General features: G+C 65.4%; 9 protein-coding genes and 2 pseudogenes. 8 read left to right on the top strand and 3 right to left on the bottom strand.

What is annotated here, in order from left to right:
- Position 1 precedes the first annotated feature (1 nt).
- The 8 genes and pseudogenes from AC2VOK_RS05175 (at position 2) to arsA (ending at position 6,164) form a co-directional block, all read left to right on the top strand.
- On the top strand, positions 2–373 hold the full coding sequence (locus AC2VOK_RS05175) for an ArsR/SmtB family transcription factor (protein WP_428899527.1): 372 nt from the start codon (positions 2–4) through the stop codon (positions 371–373).
- Positions 370–1,419, top strand: a complete 1,050-nt coding sequence (locus AC2VOK_RS05170) for a cation diffusion facilitator family transporter (protein ID WP_428899526.1) — start codon at positions 370–372, stop codon at positions 1,417–1,419. The genes AC2VOK_RS05175 and AC2VOK_RS05170 overlap by 4 nt, the downstream gene beginning before the upstream one ends.
- Before the next feature lie 117 nt (positions 1,420–1,536).
- Complete coding sequence (locus AC2VOK_RS05165; RefSeq protein ID WP_428899525.1) at positions 1,537–1,935, top strand: ArsR/SmtB family transcription factor; 399 nt, start codon at positions 1,537–1,539, stop codon at positions 1,933–1,935.
- Positions 1,932–3,002: pseudogene (arsB, locus tag AC2VOK_RS05160) on the top strand (ACR3 family arsenite efflux transporter); the annotation flags it as partial. The gene AC2VOK_RS05165 and the pseudogene arsB, both read left to right, overlap by 4 nt.
- Before the next feature lie 89 nt (positions 3,003–3,091).
- On the top strand, positions 3,092–3,520 hold the full coding sequence (locus AC2VOK_RS05155; protein ID WP_428899529.1) for an arsenate reductase ArsC: 429 nt from the start codon (positions 3,092–3,094) through the stop codon (positions 3,518–3,520).
- A pseudogene (locus tag AC2VOK_RS05150) lies at positions 3,517–3,885 on the top strand (arsenate-mycothiol transferase ArsC); the annotation flags it as partial. The gene AC2VOK_RS05155 and the pseudogene AC2VOK_RS05150, both read left to right, overlap by 4 nt.
- Positions 3,886–3,969: 84 nt before the next feature.
- Complete coding sequence (gene arsD, locus AC2VOK_RS05145) at positions 3,970–4,377, top strand: arsenite efflux transporter metallochaperone ArsD (RefSeq protein WP_428899528.1); 408 nt, start codon at positions 3,970–3,972, stop codon at positions 4,375–4,377.
- Positions 4,378–4,394: 17 nt separating this feature from the next.
- A complete protein-coding gene (gene arsA, locus AC2VOK_RS05140; RefSeq protein ID WP_428899524.1) occupies positions 4,395–6,164 on the top strand; it encodes an arsenical pump-driving ATPase in 1,770 nt (589 codons plus the stop codon).
- A 709-nt stretch (positions 6,165–6,873) separates the two neighbouring features.
- Here the strand turns inward: arsA and AC2VOK_RS05135 are convergent.
- From AC2VOK_RS05135 to AC2VOK_RS05125, 3 genes are all read right to left on the bottom strand, one after another.
- A complete protein-coding gene (locus AC2VOK_RS05135; RefSeq protein ID WP_428899523.1) occupies positions 6,874–7,299 on the bottom strand; it encodes a PIN domain-containing protein in 426 nt (141 codons plus the stop codon).
- Entirely contained in the window at positions 7,290–7,496 is a 207-nt protein-coding gene (locus AC2VOK_RS05130) for a DUF2191 domain-containing protein (RefSeq protein WP_428899522.1), read from the bottom strand. The genes AC2VOK_RS05135 and AC2VOK_RS05130 overlap by 10 nt, the downstream gene beginning before the upstream one ends.
- 114 nt (positions 7,497–7,610) lie before the next feature.
- The coding region (locus tag AC2VOK_RS05125) for a hypothetical protein (protein WP_428899521.1) at positions 7,611–7,825 on the bottom strand (215 nt) is incomplete at its 5' end.

Below are 7,825 nucleotides of genomic sequence, written 5' to 3'. Positions count from 1 at the left end.
ACTGGACGAGGATCAAGTGGGACTGATCGTCGAGGTGTTCCGGATGCTGGCCGACGCGACCCGTGTTCGGCTGTTGTGGTCGTTGATCGACGAGGAGTTGTCGGTCACCGACCTGGCCGAACGCGTGGACAAACCCGCGCCGTCGGTGTCCCAGCACCTGGCCAAGCTCCGGATGGCCCGACTGGTGCGCACCCGCCGGGCGGGCACCACGATCTTCTACAGCCTGGAGAACGATCACGTGAGCCGACTGGTTGTCGACGCGGTGTTCAACGCCGAACACGCCGGCCCCGGCGTTCCCTCACACCACCGTGACCAACCCGGCGTGCGCGACATCGCCGCCGAGCCTCCGTCACGAAAGGCCCACCCGAGATGAGGAACCATCACGGCGCGCTCGGCGCGGACCACGATCACGGCCATGACCATCCGCGGGGGCTACGTGGCGCGATCACCGAGATCTTCGCCCCGCACTCCCACGACGCCGCCGACAGCCTCGACGGCGCCCTGGAGTCCAGCGCGGCCGGGATCCGCGCAGTCAAGACCAGTCTGCTGGTTCTTGCAACCACAGCCGCGGTGCAGATCGTCATCGTCTTCATCTCGGGGTCGATCGCCCTGGCCGCCGACACCGTCCACAACTTCTCCGACGCGCTGACCGCTGTCCCGCTGTGGATCGCGTTCGCCCTGGGCGCCAAGGCCGCCACCCGCCGTTACACCTACGGATTGGGCCGGGCGGAGGACCTGGCCGGTCTCTTCGTGGTCGCGATGATCGCGATGTCGGCGATCTTCGCGGGCTACGAAGCCGTCATGCGGCTCGTCCAGCCTCGGCCGATAGACAACGTCGGCTGGGTCGCGCTGGCCGGGCTGGCCGGGTTCGTCGGCAACGAATGGGTAGCCCTCTACCGGATCCGGGTCGGCCGGCGCATCGGATCCGCCGCCCTGATCGCCGACGGGCTCCACGCCCGCACCGACGGATTCACCTCTTTGGCCGTGCTTTTCGCCGCGGGCGGTATCGCTCTCGGCTTTCCGCTCGCCGACCCGATCATCGGCCTGGTGATCACCGTGGCAATTCTGGCGGTGCTGCGCACCGCCGTCCGCGACGTGTTTCGGCGCCTCCTCGACGGTGTCGAACCCGAACTCGTCGACATAGCCCACCGCACCCTGGTCGCCCGTCCCGGCGTCCGATCGGTACACAGCGTACGGATGCGCTGGGTTGGGCACCGCATGCACGCTGAGGCCGAACTCGACATCGACCCCGCGCTGAGCCTGGCCGAGGCGCATCGAATCGCGCACGGCGCCGAGCACGATCTCATGCACGCGATTCCCAAGCTCACCGACGCGACGATCCACGCCTATCCCGCCGATGACGCCAATCCCGCAGAGGCACAACGCTATCGCGCCGACGAGCGGCATATGGCTTCCTGATCTACTTCACCAAACACTCATCACCGTATTGTCTGGGCGACAGCCGGCGACAGCGGTTCGGGTCACACTTCGCCCGCACCGGTTGGCAACTGGTTCGGAATCTGTCAATATAGAAAAATGTCGATACAAGCCCTCGTTGCGGATGCCCCGCAGTGCTCGCCCCTGGCCCGTGCACCCCTGAGCGAAGCTTCGGCCGCGACGCTGGTGCCGATGTTCAAGGCACTGGGCGACCCGGTGCGGTTGCGTTTGGTGAGTCTGATCGCCAGCCATCCCGGCGGGGAGGCCTGCGTGTGCGACATCTCCGCGACCTTCGACCTGTCCCAGCCCACCATCTCCCATCACCTCAAAGTGCTGCGCTCGGCAGGATTGCTGGGCAGCCAGCGCCGCGGCACCTGGGTCTACTACCGGGCGATTCCGGCAGCCCTGCAGCAACTTTCAGCCATCCTGCAGATCGAGGGCGGCCCCGCCACTCCCTGCGATCCCTCCGACACTTGCACCGAGGAGTTCAGCCGATGAGTGCCCCCGCCCACACCGAGCACCCCGCTGTGGTCACAAAGCTTTCCGCGCTGGACCGGATGCTCCCGTTATGGATCGGCCTCGCCATGATCGCGGGGCTGCTTCTGGGCCGGGTGATCCCCGGCCTCGGTGACGCGCTGAGCGCCGTCGAGGCCGACGGCATCTCGCTGCCCATCGCCATCGGCCTGCTGGTGATGATGTACCCGGTGCTCGCCAAGGTGCGGTACGACCGCCTCGACACCGTCACCGGCGACCGCAAGCTCATGGCGGCCTCGCTGGTCTTGAACTGGGTCATAGGGCCGGCCCTGATGTTCGCGCTGGCCTGGCTGCTGCTGCCCGACCTGCCCGCCTACCGCACCGGTCTGATCATTGTGGGACTCGCAAGGTGCATCGCGATGGTCATCATCTGGAACGACCTCGCCTGCGGCGACCGCGAAGCCGCCGCGGTCCTGGTGGCGTTGAACTCACTGTTCCAGGTGGTCATGTTCGCCGTACTGGGCTGGTTCTACCTCTCGGTGCTGCCGGGTTGGCTGGGCTTGGAACGGACCACCATCAACACCTCGATGTGGCAGATCGCCAAATCGGTACTGATCTTTCTGGGTATCCCGCTGCTGGCGGGCTTCCTGACCCGCCGCTGGGGCGAACGAGCCAAAGGCCGGCAATGGTATGAGTCGCGGTTCCTGCCCAAGATCGGGCCGTGGGCTCTCTACGGGCTGCTGTTCACCATCGTGATCCTGTTCGCGCTCCAAGGCGATCAGATCATTTCCCGGCCCTTGGATGTCGCGCGCATTGCGCTTCCGTTGCTGGCCTACTTCGCCATCATGTGGGGCGGAGGTTACGTCCTCGGTGCCGTCCTCGGCCTGGGCTATGAACGCACCACCACGCTGGCATTCACCGCCGCCGGCAACAACTTTGAGCTGGCGATCGCGGTGGCGATCGCCACCTACGGCGCCACCTCGGGACAAGCGCTGGCCGGGGTGGTCGGCCCGCTGATCGAGGTGCCCGTGCTTGTCGCGCTCGTCTACGTCTCCCTCGCGCTGCGTAAGCGGTTCGCGCAACCGGCGCAGCCAGACTCGCCGCGGGCCGCGAAAGCGGCCACATCGAGCACCGAATCCTGATGCCGCACAGCAGCTTCAAACCCGGAATGGTTGAACTCATGGACCCTCGCCCCAGCGTCTTGTTCGTCTGCGTTCACAACGCCGGCCGTTCCCAGATGGCCGCCGGTTTCCTGGCCCATCTCGCCGGCGACACGATCGAAGTCCGCTCGGCCGGCAGCGCCCCGGCCGACACCATCAATGCGGCCGCGGTCCAGGCGATGGCCGAAGTCGGCATCGACATCTCGAACCAGTCCCCCAAGATCCTCGCCCCCGGCGCGGTCGAGTCCTCCGACGTGGTGATCACCATGGGTTGCGGCGACGCCTGCCCGGTGTTCCCGGGTGTCCGCTACCGGGACTGGGCGTTGCCCGACCCTGCGGGCAAGGGCATCGAGGCGGTCCGCCCGATCCGCGACGAGATCAAGGCCCGGGTCGAAAAGCTGATCGGCGAACTCGTCCCCGCTGGTCCTCCCCAAGGGAGCCTTCCGTGAGCACGCCCGCGGTGCTGTTCGTGTGTGTCAAGAACGCGGGCAAGTCTCAGATGGCGGCCGGCTTGATGCGCAAGATCACGGGCCCCACCGTCGATGTACACTCCGCGGGGACGAAACCCGGTACCAGCGTCAACGCCCTCTCGGCGGAATGCTTGCTCGAGGTCGGGGTCGACATCACCGGCGAGCACCCGAAGCCGATCGACCCGGAGCTCGTCGGCGACGTCGACATCGTCGTCACGCTGGGAAACGAGGCCCACGTCGAGCCGGTCGGAGGCACCAGGTTCGAAACCTGGGACATCGACGAGCCGTCCACACGTGACATCGACGGGATCGAGCGCATGCGGCTGATCCGCGACGACATCGCGACCCGGGTGCGGCTGCTCGCCGAGCAGCTGCGCACCACAGCACCGGCACAGACCAAGACCGTTGGAAACCAAGGAGATCGTTCGATGAGCAAGGTTCAGGTGTTCGAGCCAGCATTGTGTTGCGCCACGGGCGTATGTGGCGAAGACGTCGACCAACAACTGGTCAGGTTCTCCGCCGACCTGGATTACATCCGCAGCCGCGGCGGTGACGTTTCCCGCTACAACTTGGCAAGCGAACCCCGCGCGTTCGCCGAGTGCGACACCGTGAAAGCGTTCCTGCACGTTGCCGGATCCGACGGGCTGCCGCTGGTGCTGGTGGATGGAGTCACCGCGATGACCGGGCGCTACCCCGACCGCGCCCAGCTCGCCGCCTGGGCTGGTGTCGAGGCTCCCGGCCCGGCCGGACCGACCAGCCTCGATATCACCGAGGCGACCACTGCCGGAGGCGGTTGCTGCAGCACCGACAGCTCAGGCGCCACCGACTGCTGCTGAAAGAACCGGCTACTCCCATGAAGTTTCTGGACGCTCCGCCACGATTTCTGTTCTTCACCGGCAAGGGCGGGGTGGGCAAGACCTCCATCGCGTGTGCCACCGCGATCGCGCTGGCCCGCCGCGGCAAGAAGGTGCTGCTGGTCAGCACCGACCCGGCGTCCAACGTCGGACAGGTCTTCGGGCTGACGATCGGCAACACCATCACCGCGATCCCCGCGATCCAGGGTCTGTGGGCAATGGAAATCGACCCCGAACAGGCCGCCGACGCCTACCGCGAACGCATCGTCGGCCCGGTGCGCGGGCTGCTGCCGGACGCGGAGGTGGCGTCGATCACCGAACAGCTCTCCGGCTCGTGCACCACCGAGATCGCCTCCTTCAACGAATTCACCGCACTGCTCACCGATTCCGACGGCGAACTCGGCCAGTTCGACCATGTGTTGTTCGATACCGCCCCTACCGGGCACACCATCCGCCTGCTGCAATTGCCGGGCTCGTGGACTGACTTCCTCAACGAGGGCAAGGGCGATGCGTCCTGTCTGGGACCGCTGTCCGGTCTGGAGAAACAACGCGTCGTCTACGCCGGGGCAGTCGCCGCGCTGGCCGATCCCCAGCGCACCCGCCTGGTGCTGGTGGCCCGTGCGCAAAGGTCGACGCTGGCCGAGATCACCCGCACGCACCGTGAACTCGCTGCGATCGGCTTGACCCACCAGTACGTCGTGATCAACGGTGTCCTGCCCGCATCTGACGGGCACAGCGACCCGCTCGCTGCGGAGATCCACGACCGCGAACAGCGGGCGGTCGCGTCGCTTCCCGACGAACTACGGGCGCTGCCGCTGGACCGCGTCGACCTCAAGCCCACCAACATCGTCGGCCTGGACGCCCTGGCGTCGCTGTTCACCGCGGATGCTGACGTACCGCAGGTGCAACAAGAGATGACCCCCGACGTGATCGACGCCCCGCTGGCGAATCTGATCGATGAACTGGCCAACGGGGACCACGGATTGATCATGTGCATGGGCAAGGGCGGCGTCGGGAAAACGACCATCGCCGCCGCGATCGCTGTGGCCCTCGCCGAGCGTGGTCACCACGTGCACCTGACCACGACCGACCCCGCCGCGCACCTCACCGACACCCTCCACGGAACACTCGAGAAGCTGCAGGTGTCGACCATCGACCCGGCCGAGGCGACCCGCAGCTACCGCGACCATGTGCTGGCCACCAAGGGCGCCGCACTCGATGAGGAAGGCCGGGCGACCCTCGCCGAGGATCTTCGCTCGCCATGCACCGAGGAAGTCGCCGTGTTCCAGGCATTCTCACGGGTCATCGGTGAATCGCTGCACAAGTTCGTCGTCGTCGACACTGCCCCGACCGGGCACACGCTGCTGCTCCTCGATGCCACCGGCTCCTACCATCGCGAGGTTGCCCGGCAACTGGGCGATCGACACTTCACGACTCCGCTGATGAGGTTGCAGGACCCGCAGCAAACCAAAGTCATCATCGTCACCCTGCCCGAGACCACCCCGGTCCTGGAAGCGGCCGGACTGCAGGACGAACTCGAACGCGCCGGCATCCGCCCCTGGGCCTGGGTGGTCAACAACTCCCTGGCGGCCGCAAACCCGACCGCACCACTGCTCCGGCAGCGCGCCATCGCGGAACTACCAGAGATCGACAAGGTGAGGGGCCGGCACGCGAATCGGGTTGCGGTGGTGCCGTTGCTTGCCACCGAACCGGTGGGCATACCCGCGCTGGAAGCGCTCGGGACGGCCCGAGGCGTCATGGCCCGGTAACCAGCAGTGACATCGACGTCGGTGTCATTGGGGCGGTTTCCGGAATCAGCGAGAATTTCTGTAGCACATTGTGTTTCATGATCCAGTAAGACCATGATGCACGCCGTTCGCCGACCAGCAATCCAGCGGTGCAGAGCACCTTGAGGCGCTGGGAGATGGTGGGTTGTGTCAGTTAAGTCACCGATTGGATGGCGACCAGCTGCTGAAAGCCGCTGGCGCCGAACGCGTTACTGACGATCAGCGTTAGGCAGTTGTCGCTGTCGCGACGCAGATTCGCACCATGATGACGACACGCTGACCCCACCGCGCAGCGGATCACCGCCCAGGTGGAGCCAAAATTCGTGCAGAAAAACGACCCAACTGGGGCCAACTCAGGTGATCACACGCATACGCTGCTCCGGGATGCTCCGGGTCCAAATACATGGCCAAACCCATTGAATGACAAGTCATAGTCGCCTCGCGGTCTCAGGCACGTTACCGGTAACCCTCAATATTCGATCTGCCCGCATTCGGTCGTTTCGGCAAGATGCCATGGACTCCAGATTCGCTAAACGGTTGGTGTCGGATCGCTTTGGTTGGTCGCCCTGGATGGCCTCGATGTGCGAGGACGCCGTCCTGTTTGCTGGTGTTCGTTCTCATCCAATCTGGGGCAGGTCCACGATCCGGACCGGCGGCTCCCCGGCTCGATGCGAACTCGCATCAGGTGGTCTCAATCGACACTTCCGCGTTGTGCGACCCAACGATGCCGGATTGGAAGAACTTCGGCGGCGATATCGAAGTCGGCGTCATAGTGGATGAGCGTGAGGTCGTGCTCGGCCGTTAGTGTGCTGATCAGCAGATCGGCCATCCCGACGGCACGGTGTCGACCTTGCCGGGCAAGCGTTCGCTGGGCGTCGAGCGCCGTCTGCCAGTGTTCGTCGTTGGTGGGAAGATACTCGTAGGCCAGTCGCCGATCTGACCAAAGTTGTTCGTATTCATGGGCATTGCGCGCACTGCAGAGCGCCTCGGCATCTAATTGAGCGGTGGTGGCCACCAGCCCGGATTCGATCAACGGGCCAAGCCGGTCAGCGATCTGGGCGTCGGTCATCCGCGCTGCCGCGCTGGTGTCGATGAGATAGCGGGCGATCAGCGCCACACATCGTCTCGCTGGTCAGTACCGGCCATGTCCTGCAGACCACCGTCGCGCAGCCAGGCTACCTGACGCGCACGGGCCGATCGCGCCGCGGCTTGTTCCAATGCGAGGCGAACGGTGTCGGTGACGCCAGAGGTATGAAGTTCCTTCTGTGCAGCGACCAAGAGGTCGTCGTCCAAGTCAATCAAGCGCTTTGTCACCGCAACGAACCTCCACCAGAGTATATATATAGAGCCACCTCACACTATATATCGTTCGGGCCATTTCCGGGGCGATCGGAGCAGAAGGCGCTGATAGCTGAACGAGCGCTCGGCTCACGTGTGGTTTTCGGGGTCTTCCAGCCCCTCGATCTGCCGCGCGATCTCGTCGTGCTTCGAGCAGTAGTGGAGGTACGCGTCCTGGAGCGCCGCGAGTTCCTCCTCTGGGGCGTCATCGCCTAGGTTGTCCAGCGCGTTCTGCGCTTTCTCGCCCGCGACTCGCCACTTCTCCAGCTCGTTGTGCAGCACCGCAAGTTGCCTGGCGATCTCGG

The sequence above is a fragment of the Mycobacterium sp. TH-M116 genome, from assembly GCF_057473685.1.
Note: the sequence above shows the minus strand (reverse complement) of the source record. Positions and strands in the feature narration are given on the sequence as shown.